At 61.4% G+C, this 23,986-nt stretch carries 19 protein-coding genes; 8 read left to right on the plus strand and 11 right to left on the minus strand.

What is annotated here, in order from left to right; translation table 11 throughout:
* Window positions 1-3: 3 nt before the first annotated feature.
* The gene (locus U1702_RS14135; protein ID WP_332725712.1) at window positions 4-3,366 is read right to left on the minus strand and encodes an SIR2 family NAD-dependent protein deacylase; all 3,363 of its coding nucleotides are present in this window, start codon (window positions 3,364-3,366) and stop codon (window positions 4-6) included.
* Between the two features lie 386 nt (window positions 3,367-3,752).
* On the opposite strand from U1702_RS14135, the gene U1702_RS14140 reads away from it, so the two are divergent.
* Complete coding sequence (locus U1702_RS14140) at window positions 3,753-4,238, plus strand: hypothetical protein (protein WP_332725714.1); 486 nt, start codon at window positions 3,753-3,755, stop codon at window positions 4,236-4,238.
* 652 nt (window positions 4,239-4,890) lie between these two features.
* Window positions 4,891-5,694: a DUF3800 domain-containing protein gene (locus U1702_RS14145; protein WP_332725716.1), complete on the plus strand. Its 804-nt coding sequence runs from the start codon at window positions 4,891-4,893 to the stop codon at window positions 5,692-5,694.
* 158 nt (window positions 5,695-5,852) lie between these two features.
* Here the strand turns inward: U1702_RS14145 and U1702_RS14150 are convergent, their stop codons facing one another.
* Window positions 5,853-6,815, minus strand: a complete 963-nt coding sequence (locus U1702_RS14150; protein WP_332725718.1) for an IS1595 family transposase — start codon at window positions 6,813-6,815, stop codon at window positions 5,853-5,855.
* A gap of 422 nt (window positions 6,816-7,237) precedes the next feature.
* Window positions 7,238-14,140, minus strand: coding sequence for a cadherin-like domain-containing protein (locus U1702_RS14155; RefSeq protein ID WP_332725720.1), 6,903 nt, complete (start codon window positions 14,138-14,140; stop codon window positions 7,238-7,240).
* Between the two features lie 262 nt (window positions 14,141-14,402).
* On the opposite strand from U1702_RS14155, the gene U1702_RS14160 reads away from it, so the two are divergent.
* Complete coding sequence (locus U1702_RS14160; protein ID WP_332725722.1) at window positions 14,403-14,675, plus strand: DUF6916 family protein; 273 nt, start codon at window positions 14,403-14,405, stop codon at window positions 14,673-14,675.
* A gap of 12 nt (window positions 14,676-14,687) precedes the next feature.
* Here U1702_RS14160 and U1702_RS14165 read toward each other — a convergent pair whose 3' ends face one another.
* From U1702_RS14165 to U1702_RS14190, 6 genes are all read right to left on the minus strand, one after another.
* A complete protein-coding gene (locus tag U1702_RS14165; protein ID WP_332725724.1) occupies window positions 14,688-15,200 on the minus strand; it encodes a GNAT family N-acetyltransferase in 513 nt (170 codons plus the stop codon).
* A gap of 8 nt (window positions 15,201-15,208) precedes the next feature.
* Window positions 15,209-15,736, minus strand: coding sequence for a phage tail protein (locus U1702_RS14170; protein ID WP_332725726.1), 528 nt, complete (start codon window positions 15,734-15,736; stop codon window positions 15,209-15,211).
* 12 nt (window positions 15,737-15,748) lie between these two features.
* Window positions 15,749-16,264 (minus strand): phage tail protein, encoded by a 516-nt coding sequence (locus U1702_RS14175; protein ID WP_332725728.1) that lies wholly within the window; start codon window positions 16,262-16,264, stop codon window positions 15,749-15,751.
* Window positions 16,265-16,276: 12 nt separating this feature from the next.
* Window positions 16,277-16,774, minus strand: coding sequence for a phage tail protein (locus U1702_RS14180; protein ID WP_332725730.1), 498 nt, complete (start codon window positions 16,772-16,774; stop codon window positions 16,277-16,279).
* Between the two features lie 64 nt (window positions 16,775-16,838).
* A complete protein-coding gene (locus U1702_RS14185; protein WP_332725732.1) occupies window positions 16,839-17,270 on the minus strand; it encodes a DUF6916 family protein in 432 nt (143 codons plus the stop codon).
* 77 nt (window positions 17,271-17,347) lie between these two features.
* Window positions 17,348-17,605 (minus strand): hypothetical protein, encoded by a 258-nt coding sequence (locus U1702_RS14190; RefSeq protein ID WP_332725734.1) that lies wholly within the window; start codon window positions 17,603-17,605, stop codon window positions 17,348-17,350.
* A gap of 73 nt (window positions 17,606-17,678) precedes the next feature.
* Here U1702_RS14190 and U1702_RS14195 point away from each other — a divergent pair, with 73 nt between their 5' ends.
* From U1702_RS14195 to U1702_RS14205, 3 genes are all read left to right on the plus strand, one after another.
* Window positions 17,679-18,776, plus strand: coding sequence for a phospholipase A (locus U1702_RS14195; protein ID WP_332725736.1), 1,098 nt, complete (start codon window positions 17,679-17,681; stop codon window positions 18,774-18,776).
* Window positions 18,777-18,808: 32 nt separating this feature from the next.
* Window positions 18,809-19,354: a peroxiredoxin gene (locus tag U1702_RS14200; RefSeq protein WP_332725738.1), complete on the plus strand. Its 546-nt coding sequence runs from the start codon at window positions 18,809-18,811 to the stop codon at window positions 19,352-19,354.
* A 139-nt stretch (window positions 19,355-19,493) separates the two neighbouring features.
* Window positions 19,494-20,516 carry a GGDEF domain-containing protein gene (locus U1702_RS14205; protein ID WP_332725740.1) on the plus strand — a complete coding sequence of 341 codons (1,023 nt, stop codon included), beginning with the start codon at window positions 19,494-19,496 and terminating at the stop codon, window positions 20,514-20,516.
* Between the two features lie 450 nt (window positions 20,517-20,966).
* Here U1702_RS14205 and U1702_RS14210 read toward each other — a convergent pair whose 3' ends face one another.
* Together U1702_RS14210 and U1702_RS14215 are read right to left on the minus strand one after the other, a co-directional pair.
* Window positions 20,967-21,449 carry a DUF421 domain-containing protein gene (locus U1702_RS14210; protein WP_332725742.1) on the minus strand — a complete coding sequence of 161 codons (483 nt, stop codon included), beginning with the start codon at window positions 21,447-21,449 and terminating at the stop codon, window positions 20,967-20,969.
* Window positions 21,449-21,979, minus strand: a complete 531-nt coding sequence (locus U1702_RS14215; protein WP_332725744.1) for a hypothetical protein — start codon at window positions 21,977-21,979, stop codon at window positions 21,449-21,451. Before U1702_RS14215 ends, U1702_RS14210 begins: the two co-directional genes overlap by 1 nt.
* A 102-nt stretch (window positions 21,980-22,081) precedes the next feature.
* Between U1702_RS14215 and U1702_RS14220 the strand changes: the two genes are divergently transcribed.
* Both U1702_RS14220 and U1702_RS14225 read left to right on the plus strand, forming a co-directional pair.
* Window positions 22,082-22,933, plus strand: coding sequence for an SDR family oxidoreductase (locus U1702_RS14220; protein ID WP_332725746.1), 852 nt, complete (start codon window positions 22,082-22,084; stop codon window positions 22,931-22,933).
* Window positions 22,934-22,979: 46 nt separating this feature from the next.
* Entirely contained in the window at window positions 22,980-23,981 is a 1,002-nt protein-coding gene (locus U1702_RS14225) for a threonine aldolase family protein (protein ID WP_332725749.1), read from the plus strand.
* The last annotated feature ends 5 nt before the right edge of the window (window positions 23,982-23,986 follow it).

The following is a 23,986-nucleotide window of genomic DNA, read 5'->3' on the forward strand; positions in this document are numbered from 1 at the left end:
AACCTAGGCCTCTTCCGCAGAAAGTGCGTGCCTAACTTCCGGCAGAGCATCGTTACCATAGAGGTGAGTCCAACTCTGGATTGCATCGCTCGATCTTCCGGCGTTGCGAAGCGATAGTGCGAGTTTGACCGCGTGCTCGCGGACCATTGACACTGTTCCTGCCAGCTCGCTGAGAGGATCAATCCCTGCGTAATCGGTTTCAGCTATCAAGTCGCCAAGAGCGTTTTCGACGCGTTGGAGTTGGGAATGGTCTAGTCGGCTTTGCCCGATCAAACGCGCCGCCGTCTCGAGCATTCGCCAGAGGGCCGGAGATTGACGGAGCTCGATCACAGATACAAATTGGTCGATAAGCTCATTGGGGACCGCCAGCGGCCCGGAGCCGTGCGCATCCTGCCAAAGCCATAGGGCATCGCAAGCATATCCGACTTGATGACTGTCCTGCATCGTCAATCCGCGACGAACGACCGTTGTGAGTTCGCCACAAGCAGCCGTGTTCTTCGCCAGAAAGGGAACTAGTGCACCACTAGCGGCCAACGTGTCATTCTCTGAAGCGAACTTGATAATCGCGGCCAGCCTCTCTGGGGTTCGATCGGCAGATATAAGATTTTCCGCGAGTGCCCAGGTCAACGTCGCGCCGGCAAAATTGGCTTCCTGCTGATGATCATAGCCGCTCATTCCGGCACGGAAGGTCTCGATAAAGTCATTCGGGTCCACTGGTTTGAACCGAAGCGCGACGATAGTATCGAAGCGTTCGCAAGCTTGTTCGGCAGTCGGGCGGACAGAGCTCGACCGAACGGTGCGGATCATTGCGCCGAGGTATTTCCGATCAATCGCGTTAGCAGCGGAAAAGACGCGCTCTCGAACCGTGTCGGCTGGATCTCGGCCGCGACATGGCAATTTGGCCCAGAAGTACTCGAAAACTTGGGTGTCAGCTGGTAGCGGCGGGGTGCCCTCATCCAGTTGGCTCCATGCGACGCGTGCGAAGCGACGACTTTCGTCGGACGTGAGCGCATCCATGGCATGAAGGGCGGTCAGCCGTGATATTGCAGACCTTCGCGGGCCTCCCGTACCAGCCGCTGCTTCGAGTAAGGTAGCGATGATTGGCCGCAGCGACGGTATGCGCTTAGGTCGCAGAAGCTGCCCACTGCCGATCCAGTCGGTCGGTTCCGGAATGCCGTCCTCGCCGACTAGAGGCATCTCAAGATCAGCAAGTATCATGGAAGCACGGGCCTGCGGAGCGACTGCTTCGAAGCTGTTAGCGAGCAGGGTTCCGAGGGCGTCACCATAGCGGAATTGCGGTCTCAGGCGATGGCTAAGGGCAAGCGTTTCTAAATGAAGTGCAATGGCTTGTGCGCTGTCAAAGCGAACAACGAGCCGGGCCAATAGCTCCAGTAGCGTTAGCAGGCGATCGCGAGCAAATGTGGATCGTTCTGCGTCTGCGTTGTGGAGCACTGTTTGCCAGTAGTCACGAGCGTGCCTGACCCGCTTAGCAAGGCCAGCGATCACCTCGGCACCAAGCGCAGCAATCACTACCCGAGCGAAGTATCGTTGCAGCTGGGTGTCACCTTTGTCGAGACCAGCACTCAGAAGGTTAAGATACCACTCAAGCGTCGGCTGATGCTCGAGTTCAAGCGCGTCCAGTCGTTCCGAAATGTACAGCGCCACATAGCCAAATCGAGCAGGAATGCCTGCTTGTTCGAACAGCAGGCGGAAGGTGTCTGCGGGTTCTACTCGGCTGTCGCCGAAATGTATCGTCTTTGACGGTAGTTTGAACGATCCTGGTTTGAAATTTGGCGTGGGACTTTGCGGCTTCTCACGCTGCTTTCGCCGCTCGGTTGATGCACCTTGAACAGCAGCTTCGATCTCCTGCCACGGGTCACAGCGTGTCTCACGAAACCGCTCAGGCCAAGGCTCGAATTCTCCGCGACCGCGTCGTTCCAGCCTAGCTAGAAATAGCGCCCACGCGAGCCGCGAGCGGATCCATACGGACGTGCGGTCAACCCGTTCACGCTCGCGAAGATCATTTAGAGCGGTTGCGATGGTGCCGGCCGCTTCGCTGAATTTTCCCAAGGCCGAGAGGATCGCAGCGCGCCGTAGCGACCAAGCTGGATCCTCCCCGTTGATCTCCGATGCAAGCGCTTCAGCGGCAGTAAAGTCAAGATTATGAAGGCTATCTAAGGCTTGTTGGTGCCGAAGCCCAGCGAGTGCATCGCTGGACGGAGTAGCCTCACCTTCGATAAAAGAAACCATCTCCTCGAACAGTGCGCGGTCGCCTCGTAAGCGAGCATGTTGAAGAAGTATGGAGCTTACCAGTAGCCTATCAGTCTTTCTGAGTACGCTAGAGGTGATGGGGTCAGCAAAGCGCCTGACCTGCTCAATGAAACTTGGATGTATCGGCCAAAGGGCCGTCTCATGCCGCCAGCACCACTCGACCATCAAAGTCGCTGCAATCTCTGGCGGGAGCGATGCAAGCAGATCGGCATGTGGCATCTCGCTGTTGTGGCGTAGCGCAGTGCGCCTTCCACCCGGGCAGATCAGCCAGCCTGGATAACGCTGCCGTTCTTCGCGCCAACGTTCGAGCATCGCGAGTAAGTTTGATTTCTGCGCTTCCAAGTCTGCGTCACGATCATCAATAGGTGACGAGGCGGGTGTCCAATCGTGGATTGGTACGGGTCGCAGCGCGTGAAGTGCGTTGAGGATAAGGCGATTGGCTGCGCTGTGCTGCTTCTCTCGCTCAAGTGTTTCCACAAGTGGAAAAACATCAATCGGAGCGATGTTGCGGGCCTCGAGATATTTTCGCTTCGCGGGGCTGAGGTTGAGAGCCCCGGCCAGAAAAATGCGGCGAGCTGAGCTACCAAGATGATCACGTACCCACCCTGCCCACGCCAAGAAGTTGGGATCATCACCCGAGAAGCCAAGCAGGCAAAGTTCATTTTCAACGAAACATTGTCTAGCCAAGTTTACGAACGCTGCGTGTCGGATTGGATAGGTTCGAAAGTCCTCCTCTGCGATCACATAGTGGTCCGTTGTACCAATGGAGCCATGTAATTTGATGATGCGTGGCGCTTTGGCGAATGCGATCCCGGCCTCCGACCGGACTGGATCATATGCGCGATCGCAATGACGGGCAGCCCGTTCAAGCAGTGTGTCATAGTTCGTAGTGAGAATGTCAGCCCAAGGCAGATCAACCAAGGAAGCGTGAAGCTCTGCTGGGTGCCACGAAACGTCCCGGATGTTCTCACGGACAAAAGCATCAAGTGCAGCCTGTCCGAAGAAGCTCCGATACTCTTCTGCAAGCCGCAGCGGGTCCCAAGGAGCTGCGGCCGGATCGAGAGGATATAACTGGTTCCGCATAATTTTAGCCAAATCTGACCAGAGCGGGGGGGGAGGCAGCTCTGCACTCGACAGACTGGCCTCACGACTGAGCCCTGCGCCGATAAGTACAGCTGCACCACGGGCGCCTTCTGTCCTCCATAAACTACGGGCGAGCTGATTTAGTGCTGGGAGATCGGCGCACCCAGCCAGCGGATTAACGGTCGTTGGGTTTAGCGGGTTCATCCTCACCCAGTATCAGGGTGAAGTCATCACCGCCATGACTTGGCGAGACCTCTTAGGTTGTCATTTCAGGCTACGATCGCGATCGGGCTGCTCAAGACGGGCATGGAAAGCATGAGATTTCGCAAACGATTTGGCGATTATGTCTCTTACAAACCCACTAGACCTAGAGCCGTGAGTCAGCGTATGCGCAGGCCATGGATTTGCTCACCTATCTGGCAAAGGAATGGAACGTGATTAGCCAAGCGCTTTTCACGTTCTTGATCGCGGGCGCGATGGTAGCCGGGTTGGCTTACCTTGCGGCAAGGTCGCGCTTCACCGGCATCGTTGAAACGCTCAAAGAGCGCCTGTCCCTGAAGGATGACCGGATTGGCGACTTGGAGCGCAAGCTAGGAGAGTTGCACGAGGCAGCCGAAAGTCCGCCGCCCACTGTCGAGACGCACGGCGCTGAGACCGAAGATTATAGGGTCGTGATCCGCCAGCTAACCCAGCGCTACGTTTTCAACCACGATGGGATTTCGCCGGGAATTTTGGCAGGGGCCGAATTGCCGCCGCGAGAGTGGATGAACATTGAACTCAAACAAATGGGGAAAGACTGGCGCATCGGGGACGTGCAGGGTGCGTCCGCAGAGATTGTGCCGCTTATCCTACCCGGCCCGCCGCCTGCTGGACCTCAATTTTAGGCATATTCTACGGCCTAAGCCGCATGTTCTGATAGGTCGTGTAGGTGGCGAACGCCAACGATTCTGACGGGTTGTTTCGACAGTATAATTCCACGGCTCCTATGATGCCGAGCGCGTCAGATTGGTCGCCCACGTTCGACTTTGTAGGAGTGTTCAACCCGCTCCAAAATCCCAGTATCCACGCCCTGCGTTCCACAGTTTTGTGGGCCTGCATGGCCGTCGCACAGCTACCAACGCCTAGGCCGAATACCGTTTCAGCATAAGCAGGCGTGCCGCTAGCTGCCATAAGAACGGCAAGGGCGATCCATCTCACTTCGGTTTCTCCACCGGCTTATGCTTGGTCCGTAAACGCAAGAGCGAGCAAGACCAGACTCGATATTGCAAAGCCTGCCATATCGAAGTTACGATGTGCGATCTCCGCCGTACCCCACGCGCCCACGTACAGGACAATCGCAGCAGCTGCGCCAACGACTGCTAGAGTCAGCAGGAGCGCGCGCTTCACTCGCCTTTCTCCGGCGCCGGCTTATGCTTCACCAGCCTCCCTAGCTTCTCTGCGAGGCGCTTGGGGTCGTCGTCGGTTTCAAGCTCGCGCGCGACTTGCTTGAACTTATCAAGTTGACTCGGATCGTGTTTCGTAGGCGAACTAGCCGTCATGTTCGTGCATCCTTCGAAGCGATATCGCCTCTACATTGACGAAACCGGAACCCAAACGCTTAAGAAGGCGCATGAAGATCGGTTCTTATGTTTGATGGGAATCATTATGCTTCAACAGACGCATAATGACAAATTCGCACCGTCCGTCACCGAGCTAAAAGCCGACCTGTTTGGACACTGTGCCGACTCCCCGGTCATCCTGCACAGGCGCGACATGGTTCGGGGGGAGGGGCATTTTGAGAGCCTGAAAGACGACCCCTTCCTAGCAATGGAATTTGAGCGGCGATGGCTCAAGCTTGTGGAGGGTGCGCAGTTCCTCGCGATTGCAGGGGCGATCGACAAAGATGCGCACGTCAAAAAGTATGTGGTTTGGCAGCACGATCCCTACCACTACTGCCTAGAAATTCTCGTAGAGCGGTTCGTGAAATGGTTGAACCGCCATGGTTTCGTCGGTGACGTTGTCATTGAGGCTCGCGGGAAGTTCGCAGATAAAAGGCTCAAGCGCGCCTATTCGGGCCTTTGGGCAAATGGCAACAACGCTGTAACGGCGGCGCTCGTTCAAAAATGCCTGACTTCCAAAGAGCTGAAGTTCTGTAGCAAGGCCGACGATATTGCGGCGGTGCAATTGGCGGACTCGTTGGCCCACCCAGTCCTTCGCTACATGAAAACGACACATCTTAATGAAGCACCCGCTGTCGGCTTTGGGTCGCGTCTTGTGGACGTTCTTGTCGCGTCAAAACTAGCGCGGCAGCCGAAAACCGGGCTCATCGAAGGCTGGGGTCTGAAATGGTTGCCGGAATGAAAACGGGGGCCCAAGGCCCCCGCTGAACGCGAAACACGTTCTCCCTCCAACCGCAGCTGGATTGGATCGAAGATGGGAGCAAATCCCTAATAAATCAAGACTTTTCCACAAACTTGAACTTGAAGCTAAGCTGTTGAGGTTGAATCGTTTTCTCGAATTCAGGCGTCGATACCAGCTGATTTATCGGTGAGGCACTTGCCAATGATACCAGCCATCGCGTTGCGCGAACGCTGGCGGTCATCCACGCCGTTGGCGATGCGGTTGTTATAGCGGAACTCAAACTCTGCCAGATAGCGGTGCAGATGCTGCTGTCCGCAATGCTGGCAAACGCCCTTCATGCCGCGCTTGAAGATCGAAAACGCACCTTCAACGGTGTTCGTGTGGATCGTACGATCATCCAGGTTCACATACTGGTTCATGCGGTGGGTCGTGGTGCCATGCTCCGGGAACTCGCGACCGATCTTCGTGTAGATGCGGCTTTCGTCGGCCATCAGGCGGGCTTCGCCGGAAATGTTGGCCTTCACCACCGGGACGACGTTGGCGGCGGTGCAGCGCTCGAAAGCGAACGAACGCATGGTGCCGCTCTCACGATCGACCAGCGCGACGACTGCCATCTTGTGCGGATAGCCGGGGCGCGTTTCAGAACCCTTCTTGATGCCGAAATAGGTTTCGTCCCCTTCGACCGCGCCGCCGTTGCTACCGAACACGGATAGGTCACCCGAACGCATCGCTTCGCGGATACGGTGGGCGAGAAACCATGCGCTCTTATACTGGACTTCAAGCACGCGGCTGAGCCGGTGCGAGCTGATACCCTTCTTGCTCGACACCATCAGATGAACGGCCTGTAGCATCTTGTGGAGCGGCATACGGGCGTGCTCGAACACGGTGCCAACCTTCACGGTGAATTGAGCGCGGCACTCGCCACACTTTTTCAGGCCGTGGCGGACAACGCCTTCAGGGTTCTTCTTGCTTGGCTTGGAGCGGACGCCAGCCAGATCGTAGATGCGACCGCCGACCGTGCCGCAATGCGGGCAAACCGTTCCATCGGCCCACACGATGCTTTCCAGATAGGCGAAAGCCTTGGCTTCGTCGTGAAAGTGCGGGGAAGAAAGAACCGACATGGTGAAACGCTCCGTTTGGTGGAGCCGTTATGTGTCAAATCGTGGGTTTGTAAAGTGCATAATCACGAACGATTTTGCTTCGGATTGAACGAGATCACGGTACATTACCTTGGTACATTGGTTGGTACACAGGGCGGGCCAAACATGCGTAATAACAATAGTTTACCAGGAACCGAGCCGGTACACATCTCCTCCCTCCGTCTCCGCCAAATCCAGTTTTATCCTGGATAAACAACACGCCGCATGACCGGGTTGGAAGGGCACGACAAGTTGCTCGACACCGTGTCGGGATGTCGAGAATGCCCATCGTCAGCCGGTCGCGTACCGATCCGCACCTAGCTGCATCGAATGAGTGAACCCCGGGAACCCGCGAATGCTCGCGGCACCCGGGGAAGGCACGTCCAGATCGCTATCGCAGCTCCTTAAACGAACGGGTCCGGCGTGATGATGGTGCCGACCGGGCTTTCCAGATGGAACACATAATCGCTGCCATCCTGATAGCCGGCGCTCGAGTTCAGTCCGTTGACGATCAGGAAGGTCTGGCCGGCCATGTCGCCGCCGGTGGCGGTGAACAGTACCGCCTGACCCGATGCCATCTGTGCCGCGCCGATCGCCGCGGCCAAATCCTCGTTGAACGTCGCCAGCGACAGGTTGCCGCTGACCGGAGCCGCGACGCTGGTGACCGCAAACGGCAGGTCGATCCGGTCCTCCGCCGCATTGAATCCTACCAGCGTGTCGTAGTTGATGCCCGTAGATTGGCTTGCCACGTCATAGGCGAAGATGTCCGCGCCCACACCGCCGGTCAGCCGGTCGCCACCCGCGCCGCCCCACAGCCAGTCGTCGCCGCCACCGCCAGTGATCGTATCGCCCACGGCACCCCCATAGACACGCAGATTGCCGTCGGTTTCCGCCGCTCCATTGACCGTCAGGGCCGTCAGCAACGGAAAGCCCCAGATGGTCAGCGTGGCGTCGTTCGCCACCAGGCTGTCGGCCAGCGTCAGGTTGAAGCTGTTGCTGTCCCCCACCGGCCCGCGCTGCAGCGTGATCGTCTCGATATTCTGGATGCTCGTACCATCCAGCGTAATCGTGTAGTCGCCGTCCAGCGCCAGCTGATCGTTGGTGCCGCCGCCGCCATTGACTCGATCGACCGTTGGATCGAACCGGCCGGGGCCGAACCAGAATCCGTCATTCTGCGCGCCGCCGGTCACCACATCGGTACCCAGGCCGCCATAGATGCGGAAGCTGCCGTCGGTCTCGTTCGAGCCGTTGAAGGTGAAGCTGTTATCCTCGCCCAGATTCGTGCCGAACACCGTCAGCACCTGACCCGCGCCGACATTGTCGTTGTGGGTGGTGATGTCGTAATCGTTGCCGCCGTCGTCGAGCAGGCCGATCAACTCGACATTGCGCAGCGTCGTCGATCCCAGCACCAGCGCATTGCCGCCGGTATAGTTGCCGCGCAGACCGACCTGATCGTTGGTCCCGTCGCCGCCGTCGATTGCGTCCGACGCATCGAACGCCGCGCCCATCAGGAAACCGTCATTGCCATCGCCACCGGATGCGGTGTCGCTACCCCCTTGGCTCAGGTCGAAGAAATCGACGCCGTTGGTGCCGCCCAAATTGTCGTTGCCCGCGGTACCCTGAAGCACGCCGTCGTCGGCAAGGGTGATGGCGATGTTCGCCGAATCGTTATCGCCCGACTCGGCGATATTGATCGCCAGCGTATCGGACCCATCGAAATTGAGGTTGCCGCGATAAATCAGCCCTTCAACGGCGGCGTTGATATCAGCGGCCAGACCGACGATCTGCACATTGGCGGTGCCGTTGCCGGTTACCGCGAGGTTGGTGGTGCCCGACAAGGTCAGCGTGCCGCTTTGCACGCCGAGCGTCATCGTAACGCTGCGGAGATCGGGATCGGACACCGTGATCGCGTTGCCGTTGGCGGCGTTGAATATGATGTTGACGTCCTCGGTCCCGCCGACCGTCGTGTCAGCGACCGTCAGCACCAGCGGATCGTTCTGCGCCGTGATGTTCACGGTGACCGTGCCGGCATCATAATTGTTGTCGAGGACTACCGTTCCCTGATCGCCGCCCGGTGCGCCGTCCGACAGGCCAAAAGCGAGCAATACCGAGAGCGGCGGCGCATCGGACAGATTGGTGTACTGAATCCGTCCCAGCACTTCGTTGACGAGCGCGGTGGTCGCCGTCGTCGCGCTGCTGGTGAAGCTGATGCTCAGGCCTCCGGCGATGACCGACAGCGTGGCGAAGGTCAGGCCGCCGGATTGCAGGTCGTTGCCGGCGATTGTGAACGATGCGCCCGTGGCGTTGATCGCAAACGTATCCTCCGCCGAAACCCCAGAGTCACGGTTGATCGAGAAGGTCGCACCCGCATAATCGCCGGCGCCGCCGTTACGCGCATCGAGATCGGGGTCGCTGACCGCGACGGCGACAGTGGCCGCCGTCTGCTCGGTTGCGGCGATATCGGACAGATCGGGCACGACCGGCGCATCATTCTGCCGCGCGACGGTGACGGTGGTGTCGAGCGTCAGCGTGTCCGCCCCCGCGCCCTCGTTGGTACCGCGCCCGTCGACCAGCGTCAGCGTCACCGTGCGGGTCGATATGTTCGGCGCAACGCCGTTGCTGTTGGTATAGGTCAGCGCGCGGACCAGCTCGGTCAGCGCGGCCGGGGTTGCATCGGCGTCGAAGGTAAAGACGAGGTCCAGTCCGCCTGCGCCGCCGCCGGTATAGGTGGCGATCTGAACGCCGTTGACCGACACCGTGTTGGCGGTGAAGCTGACCGCGGCGGTCGCCGCGATCCCAAGCACGTCCTCCGACTCGAACAATCCAGTGCTGATTTCGACCGTCAGCGTACCGCCGGCGAAGTTGAGATTATTTGCATCCGCGATTGTCGCATTGCCGCCGACGTCCAGCCTGACCGCGCCGTCGTCTTCGACATAGGCGACATTGTCACCGGCCAGGTTGGCCGAGGTCGGTGCCACGTTCGGCGTCGCAAAGCCGAAATCGAGCGAGTTGTTGATGTCGGCCTGATTGGTGCCGTCGAGCGTCGGCTCACCATTGAAACTGAGCGTGATCAGGCCGCTGCGGAACGCGCCACCGCCGATGGAGATGCCGTTGTCGTCATTCTCGACATTGTCGTCCGGATCGCCCGTTGCGCTCAGGCTGGCGCGCCCGTTCAGCGGCGCGCCCGCGCCGAAGTTCGCCGCGCCGACCGCAACCGCATAGTTACCCGCGCCGAGATTGGCGAAGCTGTAATTGCCGCTCGCGTCGGTGGTGATGGACGCGATGATGCTCGTCGCCTCCGCGCCGTCGAGCATGTCGTTGCCGTTGGCATCGACATACAGGTTGACCGTGACGCCGGCGGTTCCTTCGCCCGCGTCGAAGACATTGTCGCCATCGGCGTCGACGAACACAGTGCCGCCCAGCGTCAGCGTGTCGAGCACCAGACTGTGCGGATCCGTCGAATTGGCGAAATTGCTGCCGGATACCGTCGTGGTGTTGTTCAGCGGGGCAACGATTCCGGGACCATAGGGATTGACCACCGATTCGAACCGGATTTCGATCGCCGAACCCGCAGGCAGCGTGCCCACGCCAATCGGGCCGAGCGCGAATGCCGATGCATCGACCGGCCCGTCGCCAGCGTCGGCGGTGTCCGTCGCTGTCGGCAGACGCCGCTCACCGACCGTGACATAGCCATACATCAGCGTGTCGGCTTCGCCGCTTTGATAGCTGTCCCCGATGCCGATCTGATGGCCCAGCTCGTGCATCACCGTGGTGAGCAGATCGATCTGGTTGGCCGCGTCGCCCTGACCGGTCAGGCGCGATCCGCTACCGGTGAACTCCGCGTCATCGCCGGGGGTCGCATCCAGATACCAGCCAATGCCCGCGCCGTCGGCGTCGATCTCGATGGTCGAGCCGTTGCTTGCGCCCAGATAAATGCCGGTCATATCGACGACGTTGAACGTCGCGGCACGCATCGCCGCCACCTGCTCGGCCGTGGCGCCCGCAAGAATCCAGCGGTCGATTGCCGCCGCGACGAAATAATCCAGTTCGGCCTGGCTCAGCACACCGTCATCGACGATCACCGGGTGCGCCGGGACGGCGGGCGTGCCCGTGCCCGCGCCGCCGGTTCCGGTGTCGGCGTTGCCGCCCGTCGCAGGCGCATCGCCGAGCACAGCAACAGGCGCGCTGGCCAATGGCGCGTCGGGGAGCGCGACTGCGAGCAGCGGCGACGAGGGCGTGCCCGGCTGCGCGACGGAACCCGTCGTTCCGATCGCCGCCTGATTGTCGGTGGAACCAGCGGAATAGGACGCGTTCTCACCGCCCGGGTTGCGGCCTTCGAGATAGGTTTCGATGTTCGTGCCGATGCCGGCCGTCGTCGATGCGCCGGTCGGCCCGCCGAAATCCTTCAGGTTAATATTGACGTCACCGTTCGAGGTGATGCGGATATCGTTGGTCAGCGCCGTATCGACATTGTTGCTGTTGATATCGACGTTGATCGTGCCCTTGTCGGTGCCGAGCGAGGTGCCGCCGGTCACGCGGATACCCGCATTGGGGGCGGCAACCGTCGGATTGGTGATCGTGTTGCCGGTGACGGTGGCATTCAGCGTTCCGCCCGATCCCGTGCCGGCGCGCGCGAAAATCTCGATCGAGAAGGCACCGTTGACCTCGGTGATATTGTTGTTTGCGATCAGGACGGTGAGCGTGCCGTTGCCGTTATTCTCGGCCGAAATGCCGCTCGCCTGAGCCGAACCCGAATTGTCCTGCGCCGCATTGCCGACATTGTTGCCGCTGATCGTGCCCTGCGCGAGCATATTGGCGGTCGAGCCGAGCGTCGTGACGTCGATCGCGCCGCCCTGGTTGTTGCCGGTGATCGTGTTGCCGGTGATCGCAAAGGTAACGTCCGAATCGCCCGACGGGCTGATCGTGATGCCGCCGCCGAGCAGTTCGGGGTTTCCGGCCGGGGCGTTGCTCAGCGTGTTGCCGCTGAAGGTGATATGCGAAGTCGATGCGCCGCCATCGGTGGCGAACTGGAAATGATCGCCCTCATTGTTGCTGAACGTAGATCCGGTCACGCTGGCGATGATCGTCGAGGTGCCGTTGGCCTCAATCAGCAGACCGTCGTCGCCGCCCGCGCCCACAACCTGCGATCCGCTAAAGGTCGATCCGGTCACGGTCAGGTTGAGCGTGCCGCTGGAGTTATAGACGTTGAACGCATGACCCGCCGAATTGCCGAAGGTCGAATTGGTCACCGTCGCGGTGCCGCTAAGGTTGCTGAACTCCGCGCCGCGGTCGAAATTCGAGTCGTTGCCGGCATCGATCTCGACGCTGTTGAGCGTCAGGCCGCGGACATTGCTGCCGAAAATGCCGTCATTCGATGCATTGGTGATATCGACCTGAGTCAGGTTGAGCGCGCCGATGCCCGACACGTTATAGCCGGTGCCGACGCCGTTCATCGTGCCGCCGGTAGCGTCGGCACCCGTGCCGGTGACGGTAAATGCGCCCGAACCCACGCCGTTCGCGCTGGTGCCGGTGTTGGACAGGTTGACGCCATTGGTCGCGGCGCCGGTGGAGATGCTGACGAAGTTGACGCCGCTGCCGCCGATGATCGTGTCGACGATATTGACCGCCGTGGCGGTGGTTGTGGTCACCGTGTTGCTGCTGTTCGTTATCGTGACCGTGCCGCCGCCGTTACCGGTCATGTTGACTGCGGTATTACCCTGGGTTGAGAGCGTAAGCTGGCTGGCGAAATTGACCGTGCCGCCATTGCTGTTGATGACGTCAATGCCGCCCGCGCTTGCGCCGGTCGAGCTGATCGTGCCGTTCTGGAAGGTGACGGTGCCGCTGTCATGGTTGTCGATATTGACGGCATTGCCGTTGGTATCGGTGATGTTACCGTTCCAGGTGACATTGGCATTGCTGCCGACAATGTTGAACGCGGCATTGGCGTTGCCGCTGTTGTTGATCGCGTTGCTGGCACCGTCGAAGGTGAACGTACCGCTCGATCCGGTCAGAATATCGACGCCGGAATCGCCGCCGCTGAGGCTGACATTGCCGTTGAAATCGTAAGTGCCGTCGGCATTGCCAAAGGCCAGCCCGGAGCCGTTGGTCGAAGTGACGTTACCGTCGAATACCAGCGTGCCGGTGTGGTTCGAAACACTGACGGTCGCAGCGTTGTTCGCCTGTGTGATGGTGCCGTTATAATCCGTCGTGACGGTGCCGCCGCTGACGTTGAACGACGCCCCGCTGGCACCCGACAGCGCGCCGCCGCCCAGATTGAGCGTGCCGGTCACCGTGGTCAGGCTGACATTGTTGGTGCCGCCATCGGAATCGGTCGAGGTGAAACCAGACCCGGCGACATTGCCGGTAGCCAGCGAAATCGCCTGTCCAGCCACGTCGATCACGGTGTTGCTGACCGTCAGCGTGCCGAAACTGGTGCCGCTGATCCCGCCGGCGGTGCCGGTGCCGTTCAGCGTGATGCCGTCGATCGTGTTGCCGGAACCCAGTGTGACCACCGTCCCGCTGCTCGTGGTGATGATCGAATTGGCACCGCTGTTGCCGATCGAGATGCCGTTGACGGTCATCGCATGGCCGTCGCCATACAGATTCTGGCTGTTTTCCAGCGTGATCGCACCCTGAACCGCCGCGCCACCGTCATAGACGAAAATCGTCTCACCCGCCGAGTCGACATCGTCGTTGGTGCTGCCGTCGCCGTTCGCGCCGTTCAACTGGGTCATGCTGGTGAAAGGCCGCAGGAACGACCCATCCGACGCGCCGTTCACGCCGCTGTAATTGCGGTCCACATACCAGACGACGTCGGTGATGTTCAGCGTGACCTGGCCGTCATAGCCGACGACATTCTCGATCCCGTCCTCGTCGCGCACGGTATAAGTGAAGGTGGCCGTTGCACCCGCGTCGAGACCGGTGGTCGGCGTGAACGTATAGGTGCCGTCGCCATTGTCCTGGATCGTGCCGTTGCTGCCAGCCGACACATTGGAAATGACCAGGTTCGCCGCGTTGCCGTCGGGATCGAGGTCGTTGCCCACCAGCTGAGCTCTGGTGAAGGTGATCGGCGTATTGCCAGTGATCGTGAAAACATTGTCCACCGCGATCGGCGTGATCGTCACCGAATCGGGGTCGATGGTCAGGCCGTCGAGCGCGTCGCTGATGGCAACATTCAGCGCATCGGTGTCACCGCTATTTTCGATGACGATGGTGGTTTCGATGGTATCGCCTGCATCGGCGACACCATCACCGTCGACGTCGTTTCGGATCTCATCGGTCGTATTGACGGTGATCGAAACAGCCATTTGATATCCCCCCCGATACATCCCCGGCGGCCCCGATGGAGCAGCGACGGACATAAACCCATGCTACCACACTTAACGCGAACATCGGCACCATACCAGTGCGCAACTTGGAGCAACCAAACCGTTTCAGATGGTTGTCCATCGGCCCTGTCACAGACCCCCCACCCTTGACCTATTGGCCGGACACGTCGAGTTGTCGCGCGGGATCATGCCCCGCACGATCGCTTTGACCGGGATAGAGATGATGGACGCGCTACGGCCTGTGACCCTGGACGATGTCGCTGAACGAGTCGGCACCGCCTATACGATCTTTGCCGGAGACGTGCCGGTCCTGCTGACGCTCGACCTGGTCGAGTCGCTGAACGATTCCGGACGTGTGGGCGGGTCGTTCCGCCTGGAATTCGTCGGGCCGGTACAGCCGATCCTGCCGCAGGGAATCTACCGCTTTTCAGTGGTGGACGCCGAACACGACATCTTCGTGGCGCCGATCTCGAGCGGCGCGCAGGGTACGCGCTATGAGGCCATATTTTACTGAGTCGCAGTGATCTCACCGATTCGCCGCGCCGGGCCACTTCCACAGATCGTAGACCTCTCCCGACACCTCGGCCCGGGTCGGCTCGAAACCGAACCGGGCATAGAGTGCACGCGCTGGGTTGTTGCGCTCGACATGGATCGAGACGCCGGAACCACGCGCCGCCGCACCGGCCAGCACGTCGCGCAAAATGGCGCTGCCGATCCCGAGTCGCCGCGCCTGCGGCAACAGCGAGATGTCGACGATGCGCAGATCGTTCGCCGACTGGAGCAGATAAAGCCGCCCGATCGCGATTGCATCACGCTCCAGGATCAGCGCTTCCATGCCGTGATAATGTTTCTGGTAATGGGCGTGCTGCGCGGCATGCTGCTGCGCGAGAAAGGCGCGGCAAAGTTCTTCCGGCCAGCCGGTCTGCGCCACTTCCTCCGCGCGGGTCGATGCGTAGAGCGTTTCGGTGAACGGGAAGTCGGCGTCACCCATCGGCCGCATGCCGATGCCGAGCGCGGTGGCTTCCGGGAACGATCGCATCCGCTGCGTTACGGGCGCTGCGGGAAAATGCCCTGCAGTGCGATGTTAAAATAGCAGGTGAGATACGGCATCATGTTGTTGTGCGGCAGGCTGCCGCCGGCCGGTGCGAGCGCTTGCGGTGCCATCGTGCCAAGCGGTGAATTCAACGGATTATAAGCGAATCCGTTATTGCTATAGGCCAGACTGGTCTGCGGTCCCGGCGTGTTGATGTCGGCGACTTCCCCGGTCACCGCGCGCATCCTGTGCGTGTGAAACGGAATCTCCGATTCCAGCAGCGTAACGGATTCGACGCCGCTCATTTCGCCCAGATCGCGCAGGCTCAGCCCCTGTCCCTGGCCAGGCTGCATCGGCGTATTGCCCTGCATATCGGGCAGCGCGAAGGTCGATTTCCCGTCCCCGCCATAAGTGGTGCCGAGCAGCGAGAACAACGCCGTGTTCTGCGAGATCGGCATCAGCTGACCATTGCAATGCGCCCAGCCGGTGGGCGGGAAATTGAATGGAAAGATCCTGATTTCCGCGACGAACTGATCGGACATGCCGGATACTCCTTACTGCGAGGGGAATACCCCGAACAGCGAAATGATGAAATTGATGCAGAGAAAGGGCTGCATATTCTCGTGCGGCTGTGATCCGCCGACGGGTGTGATCGCCCCCGCCGCCATGTCCGCGTCGGGCGTGCCCGCATAATGCGCGTCGACCGACGGACTCGCGCGCAGCACATTGCCGCTCGGGCTGTTGCTGGTCGCCGCACCGGTCGATGCGATGAAAGCATGGGTGTGCGACGGAATTTGCTGGACCGTCAGCGTTTCCGACTCGGTGCCCGCCATTTCACCCTGCTGATAGGTCGTTCCGTCCGGGCCGGTACCCATGTGCATGGGCACCCGGCTTTGCAGATTGGGCAGATTGAACGTTTCTTCGCCGTCGCCGCCATAGGTTGTCCCGATCAGCTGGAACAGCACGTCGTTCTCGGAAATGGGGAGCGTTTGACCGTCGCAGAACATCCACCCATTAGGAGGGAAATTCCCTGCGAACATCCGAAGCTCGCCAACATAAGGCTGTGCCATGGCCGATCGTCCTTAGTTCTGGGAGGGAAAAATGCCCTGCAGGGCAATGATGTAATTCAGCACCAGATAGGGCTGCATGTTGTTGTGCGGCTGGCTGCCGCCGACATTCGTCACGCTTTGCGGGCTGGTCGCCGTCAGGCTGCTGGCAGCGCCATAGCCGTTCAGGTGCCCGGCCAGATACGCATTGTTCGGATCGGGGGTCGATCCGCTCAGGATCGATGCCTGCGCGAAATGGAGATGCTGCGGCATCGTCTGCGAATTGATCGTCACTGATGTCGAACCCGCCGCCTCGCCCAACTCATGGCCATTGCCCGGATGAATGGGGACGCGCCCGCGAAAATTGGGCAGCGCGAACGTCGTCTGGCCATTGCCGCCAAACGTCGTGCCGAGCAGCGCAAACAGCGCCTGGTTCTGATTAATCGGCAGAAACTGGCCGTTGCAAAGCGCCCAACCCCGTGGCGCGAAATTGAACGACACGATCTTGATTTCGCTTAAAAATGGTTCTGACACTGCAGCCCCTCCAACTCACCGCGATTGCGTGGCGCCGCACGCCTTGAAAACCTGCGCCGACCGATCAGTTCAACAGCGCGTTGAACACAGCCTTGCCGTTCTGCTCGGTCGATAGTCCCACGAACAGGTCGAAGGCGCCAGTCGAACTATGCGAAACCTGATAGGTCTTGTCGCCCACCGGTGCCATCCGGGCATCCATCTCGAAGAACACGTAAAACGGCAAATCGCGGCCCAGCTCAGGCGGCCGTCCGGCATCGGAGACGCCCCGTTTGATCGCCGTCAGCGTGGCGACGGCCTTGCCGCTCTCGCCCGTGATCGTGAATGTCTGGCCGAGCAGGGTTTCCCATCTGCCCACTTCGCCCTGAGTCAACGGCGGCGCCTTTTTCTCCGCGGCAACCTTGACCAGGCCCGATCCCGCGCCATCGCAACCGGCCAGTCCGGCCGCAACCAGCCCCCCGATTACAAATCTGCGGCGCGAAGGTGCTTCGGTATTCATCACGCTCTCCCCCTGACTGAGGCATAGACCGCAATTATGCGTCCGCCTAGAGTTTTCAGGGGGTGCTGCCGGTCAAGTTACAGCCCGATCCTGTCGAGCGCCGACGCGACTTCGGGATCCATTGCCGCTTCACCCCTGGGCGAGAGGCGGTTGAGTGCGGTCTGCACGCGCTTCTGTGCGACTTGCAGCGTCTTGTGCCGCACGGCGCGAACGACATTGGTGCGCCCCGAGGAACTTTCCCCCAGCAGGGCGGCCCATTTGGCCTCCTCCGCCGCGAGCAGCGCCAAGGCGAGTCGAAGGCCATCCCGCTGGCCATGGGCGTAATCGTCGGACATCGGACCCTGATACGGCAACGGCGTCTGCCTAACGACTCGCAATCGTCATCGCGGGCTGGCATCTGGGGCCGCGATGCGCTGTCTCCTTCTCTCCGCCGCGATCCTCGCCACCCCCGCCGCCGCGCAGGTGCGCGCCGTGCCCGCCCAGCCTGCGTCCGAGCGGGAGGCGTTGCGCGGGGTCGAGGTGATCCTCATCAACGAGGGCGCGGCCCCCGCTGCCGCCGAAGGGCCGCGCACGATCGAGGTGACGGCGGCGGACGGCACGCGGATGGTGCTCGAACGCCTGCCCGCGCCCGCCGCGATGCTGGCACCAGGCAGCTTTGCCAAGGCACGCTATGTCCCCGTTGCCTATGCCGCGCGCCCCGCGCCGCCGGTGCCGGGCAAGGATTTGCCCGCCGGGGTCGGCAGCGCCTATCCCGGCGATGCTCGCGCCCGCGCCCCGGTCGAGGTTGCAGGCGAGACCGAGGTGCAGCGCTCGGCTGGAACGTCGTCGGCGTTCGTTGACCGCTTTTCTCCGCACGAGCCGATCTATGGGGTGTTCGGTAGCGACGATGCGGGGGCCAAGCTGCAGGTCAGCTTTGCGTTTCAGCCGTTCGATGGCGATGGGGCGCTCAGCCGCCTGAAATTCGCCTACACGCAAACCATGTTCTGGCGGATCGACCTGCCGTCCGGCCCGTTCGTCCACACCACTTACTCACCCGAAGTCTTCGCCGATGTCCCGATCGACGAGAGCGCGGCATTCGGCATCGGCTGGCGGCACGATTCGAACGGTCGCGGCAGTATCGGCTCGATCGACTCGAACCGCATCTTCGCGCGCTTCACCAAGGCGTTCGATCTGGGCGACGGCTGGCGCGCGGAGGTGACGCCGCAGGCTTGGGTCTATGTCGGGCAACAGGGCGTCGCCCCCGATCTTGACCGCTATTGGGGCAATGGCTCGCTTGGGCTGACGCTGGCCAAACCCGACAGCCTGAAGCTCACGCTCACCGCGCGCGGCAATCCCGACAGCGGGCGCGGCGCGGCGGAGTTGTTCGCCTCCTATCCGATGGCCGATCTGGGCGGCGGCTTCGGCATCTATCTGTTCGGTCAGGCGTTCACCGGGTTCGGTGAGGCACTGGACGATTATCGCCGTCGTGATACGCATGGCCGCATCGGCATCGCCCTTACTCGCTGATCGCACACAACATATTTTCCGGAGAGTTTTCGATGCGCATGAAGCTGATCCTCGCCGCCCTGGCCGTCACCGCCAGCGTTCCCGCCACAGCTCAACTCGCACCGGGCAAGGTCGCACCCGATTTCACCACGCAGGGTGCGCTGGCGGGCAAGGAATTCAGGCTGAACCTGAAACAACAGCTAAAGAAGGGGCGGACGCTCGTCCTCTATTTCTATCCGATGTCGTTCACACCCGGATGCAGTGCCGAGGCACAGGCGTTTGCAGCGGCGACGCCGGCGTTCAGGAAAGCAGGCGCGATCGTCATCGGCATGGCGGCCGACCCGATCGACAAGCTCAAGGAATTCTCGACCAAGGATTGCGCGAGCAAATTCGCGGTGGCGCAAGCGACCCCGGCGATCATCGACGGCTATGACGTGGCGCTGACACGCAACGGCGCGAAGACCGCGATGACCAGCCGCACCAGCTATGTCATCGCGCCGGACGGCAAGGTTCTCTATGCGCATAGCGAGATGAGTCCGGCCAATCACGTCAAGAACACGCTGGCGGCGGCGCAGGCGTACAAGACGCGGAAACGCTAAACATCCAATATGGGTATGTAAATTGCAACGGTCCGGGTCGCATTTCACCGGATTTTAGCAGTTAGCGCCTAATCCATGTTCATCAAATGCGTTGTCGGGCGCGTGTAATTGCGTCCTGGATGAGCGTGGGGTGGTTTCTATGGCGGTGGCGAGGGCGATTCGTACCGTCGGGACTGGTGATCCAGCCCGACAATTGTACGAACGCATCGGCACATTTTTGTTCGATCAGCGGCTGGATCCCGATCCGGCCAACTTCGCCTTTGCCTGGCATCTGCTCCACGATCCGGAGGGGCCGCTGGCGAAGGCGGTGGCGGCGCTGACCGACGGTGGTGTGCGATTGACCAAGCGCGATATCGAGTCGCTCGGCTGTGAAGCGCCGGTCAGCGCGGACAATGTGCGTGCGCAAGCCGACGGCCTCGTCGCGCAGACCCAGATGCAGGTCGAAGGCTTTCAGGACATGGTTCAGGCGATCCGCGCCGAGACCGAGGATTTCGGGCGCAATCTCGCCGCCAGCGCGGATGCGATCCTGCGCGCGACCGCCCCCGAAATGCCGGTGCTGGTCGATGTATCGCGCATTACCGCGACGATGCTGGAGCGTGTTCAAAGCGCCGAATCGCGGCTGGAATCGGCAACGCGCGAGGCGAGCGAGTTGCGCGACAAGCTGGAGGAGGCGCGCGATAATGCCCGCCGCGATCCGCTGACCGACCTGCCCAACCGCCGCGCATTCGAGGAAGGTTATGCCGCCGACACCGCAACCGGCGCGCAATTGTGCATCGCAGTGTGCGATGTCGATCACTTCAAGTCGGTCAATGACCGCTTTGGTCATGCGGTGGGCGATCGCGTGCTCAAGAGCATCGCCGATACGCTGACGCAAAGTTGCGAAACCCATTTGGTCGCGCGCTATGGCGGGGAGGAGTTTGCGGTGCTGTTCGCGCATGCCGATCTGGAGGCGGCGCGCGTGACGCTGGACAATGCCCGCGCGACCGTCGCCGCCAAACGCTATCGCCTGCGCGAGAGCGACGCGCCGCTCGGCGAGATCACCTTTTCGGCAGGCGTCACGCGCGTCGTGATCGACGAAGGATTTGCCGCGAGCTTCCAGCGCGCCGATGCGTTGCTGTACCGCGCCAAGGGCGATGGGCGAAACTGCGTTTACGCGAGCTGATCGCCACAACTGACAGTTGGTATAATTTCCCACGATCCGTGGCGTAAATCACCAACAGTGACAGCAACAAAATTAAAATCTCTGTGTTATCAGATACTTACAGAACCTGGCACGCTCCCTGCAATCATTCTGGCATCTCGCCGGATGGTCCGGCGAACACGCAAAGGGAGTTAAATATCATGGCAATCCGGTTTGAATCGTTCGCTCGCTACGCCGTCTCGTTCGTCGGCGCTGCTGCTGTCACCGTCCTGATGATCGCCAACACCGTCAGCATGGGTCCGGTCGCCTGACCGCACCCGGACATCCAATGCACAAGGGAAACAAAATCATGGCACGCCAAATCCTCGTCGGGATCGTTTCGTTCGGTCTCACCGGTCTGATGATCCTCACCACCGCCGCCCCGCAGGCCTCAGGCTTCATCGCCTGAGCCTGCGCGGCCCGCCCGTCCGCTCAGGACGGCTTGGGCGCGTCCGGCGGGGGACCGTCATCGTCACCCTCGCGCTTGATGAAGCTGATCCTCCCCTCGGGTTCGAGGATCGCCCAGGCCACCGTTTCGATCCGCGCGATCCCCGCCAGCCGCATTTCCGATTCGACTTCGGCGCGAGTGAGCCGGTCGCGTTTCAGGCTTTTCTCCAGCAGCACGCCGTGGCGGATCAGCACCAGCGGCTCGCCCTCGATCGCGCGCTCCGCCCGGCGTGACAGATAGGTCACCCAGCCCAGCACCACGGTCCAGAAGGCGAAGGTTCCAATCGCCAGCGTGGCCCCGGTCAGGCTGAAGTCGTTATGCGTGATCCCCTGTTGAATCAGGTCACCGACCACCACCAGCATCACCAGCTCGAACGGCGTCATCTGCCCCAGCTCGCGTTTGCCCATCAGGCGCAACAGCCCGAACAGAATGGCGAACATCACGCTGGCGCGAATGACGATATCCATCAGGGCAGGACCGTGATGCTGAGCGGCAGTTCGGCGATCGCGCGATCCCCGTCATGCAGGATGATCGTCCCGCTGGTTCCCGCGAACAAAGGCGGGTTGATCTGTCCGTCGATTTTGATGTCGAGCACATCGCCGGCCTTCATCGCGCCATAGTCGAAACGGAACGCGCCCTTTTCCGATTTCTCTTCGCCAGGTGCGGGGATCATCGTGTTGATCGTCATGTCGCGCCACAGGGATGCGGGGATCGCAATCACCGCTTTTGCGATCGGCTGATGCGCGGTGACCTGAATGCGCGTCTCAAAGAACATGCCGTTGCGGATGACTCGGGGCGTGGCGACTTCCAGCCGCGCGGTTGCGCTATCCACCGTCACTGGCCGCACCTTGCCCCCGCCGAACGCGCCGAGCAGCGCCGCCAGCATCAATGCCGAAAGCACGATCAGCGACGCCCAGCGATGGCCCGCACCGCGCCCATCGACATGTGCCGGGACGATACCGTCGGGAGTCGGGAGCGGGCGGGCTTTATCAGGCATCGGTTCGTCGCTGTAACGACGAAGCGGGCGTTAAGTTGCTCCAGCCGCCGGAACCCTCGCCTTGCCCCGCCGGTTTTCGCCGCAACCAGCGGAGTAGAAGCGATGACCGAGACAGCGGAAATGATCCATGAAGACGCGTTGCCCGGTGACGAGCACAGCCTTGACCCCGCGCCAGAATGGCAGCCGCGCTATCCCGGCTCGGGCCGGCTGAAGGGCAAGGTCGCACTGATTACCGGGGCCGATAGCGGCATCGGTCGCGCGGTCGCCGCGCTCTATGCGCGCGAAGGTGCGGATGTAGCGATCCTCTATCTGCTCGAAGACAAGGACGCCGCGGATACCAAGGCAATCGTCGAGGCCGAAGGCCGCCGCGCAATCACGATCAAGGCGGACGTCGGCTCGAAGAAGATGTGCGACCGCGCCATCGAGCAGACGGTGGCCGAACTCGGTCGCCTCGACATCCTCGTCAACAATGCCGGCGAGCAACATCCTGACAAGGATATCCGCGACATTACCGAGGAACAGCTTCAGCGCACTTTCCAGACCAATATCTTCGGCATGTTCTATCTGGTGCAGGCGGCACTCCCGCATCTGGGCAAGGGGTCGGCGATCGTCAATTGCACCTCGGTCACCATGTATCAGGGCGCGAAGGAGCTGCTGGACTATTCGGCCACCAAGGGGGCGATCACCGCCTTCACCCGCTCGCTTTCGGAAAACCTGATCGAAAAGGGGATCCGCGTGAACGCCGTCGCGCCGGGCCCGATCTGGACGCCGCTCAACCCGTGCGGTGGCGCATCGCCCGAGAAACTGGAGACGTTCGGCGAGGACACGCCGATCGGTCGCCCCGGCCAGCCCAACGAAGTCGCGCCCAGCTTCCTGTTTTTGGCGTGCGAGGACTCGAGCTACATGTCGGGACAGGTGCTGCATCCCAATGGCGGGACCATCGTCAACGGCTGACCCTGCGCCGATTGACGCGCGGTGAGGGGCGGCGCATGGGGCGGCCATGCGCTTCTTCTCCGACAATGCCGCCCCCGCCTGTCCCGAAGTGATCGCAGCGATCTCCGCCGCCAATGTGCAGGACACCGCCTATGACGGCGACCGGTTGAGTGCGTTGCTTGACGCGCGTTTTTCGGCGTTGTTCGAGACCGATGTCGCGGTGCTGTGGGTGCCGACCGGGACCGCCGCCAACTGTATCGCGCTCGCCGCACTCTGTCCGCCCGATGGCGGGGTGATCTGCCACCGCGAGGCGCATATCCAGATGGACGAGGCGGGCGCGCCAGAGTTCTTCACGCATGGCGCAAAGTTGATGCTCGCCGACGGTCCCGGCGCAAAACTGTCGCCCGATGCGGTGCGAGGGGTAATCGAGGCGGCCAAGCCCGGCGTGCACTGGGTGCAGCCGCACGCCATTTCGATCACCAATGCCACCGAATATGGGCTGGCCTATACGCCTGCCGAGGTCGCGGCGATCGGTGCGCTGGCGCGTGGGCACGGGCTGGGGCTGCATATGGACGGTGCGCGTTTCGCCAACGCGCTGGTGCATCTCGGCTGCTCGCCTGCCGATGTGACGTGGCGCGCGGGTGTCGATGCGTTGAGCTTCGGCTTTATCAAAAATGGCGGCATGGGGGCGGAGGCGCTGGTGTTTTTCGACCCCGCGTTGGCGGATGGTGCGCGCCGCCGTCGCAAGCGGGCGGGGCATCTTCAGTCCAAAGGCCGCTATCTCGCCGCTCAGTTGCTGGCGATGCTCGCCGACGATGTGTGGTTGCGCAATGCGCGTGCCGCCAATGCCGGGGCGGCGCTGCTGGCGCAGGCGGCCGGCGAGCGGCTGGTTTACCCGGTCGAGGCAAACGAAGTATTCCTTCAGGTCACCGCCGATGAGGCCGCGAACCTGCGTGCGCGCGGTTTCGACTTTTACGACTGGGCACCGGGCGAGGCGCGGCTGGTCGTCGCCTGGGATCAGGACGAGACGCAAGTCCGTCCGCTCGCCGACGCGATCGCCGCACTGTGACCGAT

Origin of the sequence: Sphingomonas sp. LT1P40 (assembly GCF_036663835.1) — a bacterium.
Taxonomy (GTDB): domain Bacteria; phylum Pseudomonadota; class Alphaproteobacteria; order Sphingomonadales; family Sphingomonadaceae; genus Sphingomonas.